Origin of the sequence: Protofrankia sp. CiP3, assembly GCF_917627345.1 — a bacterium.
Classification (GTDB): domain Bacteria; phylum Actinomycetota; class Actinomycetes; order Frankiales; family Frankiaceae; genus Protofrankia.
This window is the reverse complement of the sequence record NZ_CAKJTM010000207.1, coordinates 1,376-3,333: the sequence shown is the minus strand read 5'-3', so window position 1 is coordinate 3,333 and position 1,958 is coordinate 1,376. Positions and strand designations below refer to the sequence as shown.

Genomic DNA, 1,958 nt, shown 5'->3' with positions numbered 1-1,958 from the left:
GGGTGTAGTTCCGCAAGAGTGAGTTGATCAGGTCGGTGTGTGTGGTTCTGCGTACTTGCTGTCGTGGTTACGGCGGAGTTCCTGGCGGAGGTGAAACCGCCAGTAGGCGTCGAAGTCGCCGTTGGTGATGACGGCGCGCAGTCCGAGGACCGCTTCGGCGCCTTCGAGTCCCCATCTCGCCCCACCCACCTCGAATCTGTCCATCACGAGGTGCCTACATGCCCCTTCCATCACGCCGGTCGCGATCGGGTAACCCTCGGCGAGCGCGGTCGGGTAGTCGAGGTAGGGAGCTTTCGCGTCGAGGTAGCGGGCGACCTCGTCGATGGTCTGGCGCCCGGTGCCGGTCAGGGCCTCGCCGGTCGCGCGGCGGCGGATCCCGGTCGCGACGTCGCGGGCCCGGCCGGCGAGGAGGGCGCGTAGCCGGTCGCGCAGCCAGTTCTTCCCGCCTGGGTCGTCGGGGTCGTCGCAGGTGAAGAACACCGCGGCGGCCTTCCACAGGTAGCCGATCACGTGGATCACGTCGACGATCACGGTCAGGGTCAGGTCGCGGCGGGTCGCCTCGGCCTCGATCGCGGCGATCTGGGCGTTGTTCCCGTCGACGAGGGCCACCCAGTCCAGCTCGCGACCATGATCGCGAAGTTCGGCCTGGTCGAACATGGTGGCGATCGCGGTGGGGATGTCGTCGACGAGGGACGCCGACAGCCAGCGGTCGACCGGGCGGGGGGCCGCGCGGCGCTTCGCCGCGCGGGCGGCGGCGGCCTCGGCGGTGTCGCGGCGTCCCGGGGCGGGCACGACGTCGTCGATCGTGCGCGGGGCGCGGGCGATCCGGTAGACGGTGGTGACCTCGGCCATGCGCGTGCGGCCGGTTTTCTCCGCCGACGCGAGTCCGGTGCGGCGCCGGTCGGTGGCCTTCGCTTCGGCGGCGGCTTTCGCGGCCTGGGCGCGCAGCCCGTCGGGCCGCATCGGGATGCCCTTTCCGTCGGCCTGCAGCACGAGAAGCCCCCGCTCCGGTGCGTCGCCGTCCGCCTGCTGCTGGTCCGCACCCTCGCCGAGAGCGCGATCCTCCTCGCCCATGATGGTCGTCGCGGTGGCGTCGCGGTCGTCGGGTGGCAGACGTTCGTCGGGCGGCAGGGCGTAGAACGCCTCGAGGTCCATCGCCGCGCGCTCGACGGCCTGCACAGCCTGGCGCTTACCGACCCGGACCCCGGTGTCGCGTTCCACCGCGTCGATCGCCTCGTCGTACGGGCTGATCGCCACCGCGCGCACGATCCGACGGCGCAGGCCGTGCGAGTACTGCCCGTCCGGCAGGTTCAGGTCTCGGTCGGCCGGGTAGAGATTGCGCACCCCCGGGGCCCGGTAGGCCTTCCTGACCACCGTGACATCCCCGAAGAGGCTGGTCAGGACCGTGTCGTGGCCGTGTTCCAGCCGGGTCCGCGGGATCTCGTCGGCCCCGACCGGCCGGGGCGAGACCGGCTGCTCCCGCAGCGCGCGCAGCGCCAGGTGGTCTGCGATCGCGCCGTGGCCGATCGTACGCAGCCGGCCCTCGATGACGTCTTCGAGCGCGTCGTGGGTCAGCCCGCCGGTCCGGGTGGACTCCATCGCCTCCACGAGGTCCGCGCACCGCGCCAGCGTCTCCTCGAAGTGGCCACTCTCGGCGAGCCGCGCCAACCTCTCGTACGCTGTCACCGAGGCTCCTTTTCGTTGACGGACCGTGGAGTAGACACCCGCGACCGTAACGAGAAGGAGCCTTCTTATTGATCAACAGCACCCCAAAACTCAAAGATCATCACGCCAACCGGCTCACTCCATGGGAACTACACCCGACGCGTACCGGCAAGAACCGCTGGGACCGGTCGGTGATCTGGGGAATGTTGCGTAATCCCGCGTACGTGGGGAAGGCTGTCTTCGGAAAGACGATGACCGACCATAGCACGCCGGCTGGTCTGAACCGGCGGGCA

At 70.1% G+C, this 1,958-nt stretch carries 2 protein-coding genes; one reads left to right on the top strand and one right to left on the bottom strand.

Annotated features, from left to right (window positions below; genetic code table 11):
• Nucleotides 1-27: 27 nt before the first annotated feature.
• A complete protein-coding gene (locus MJ797_RS26280; RefSeq protein WP_239342360.1) occupies nucleotides 28-1,686 on the bottom strand; it encodes an ISKra4 family transposase in 1,659 nt (552 codons plus the stop codon).
• 68 nt (nucleotides 1,687-1,754) lie between these two features.
• Here MJ797_RS26280 and MJ797_RS26275 point away from each other — a divergent pair.
• Nucleotides 1,755-1,958 (top strand): recombinase family protein (locus tag MJ797_RS26275; protein WP_239342358.1); only part of this gene is annotated, 204 nt, incomplete at its 3' end.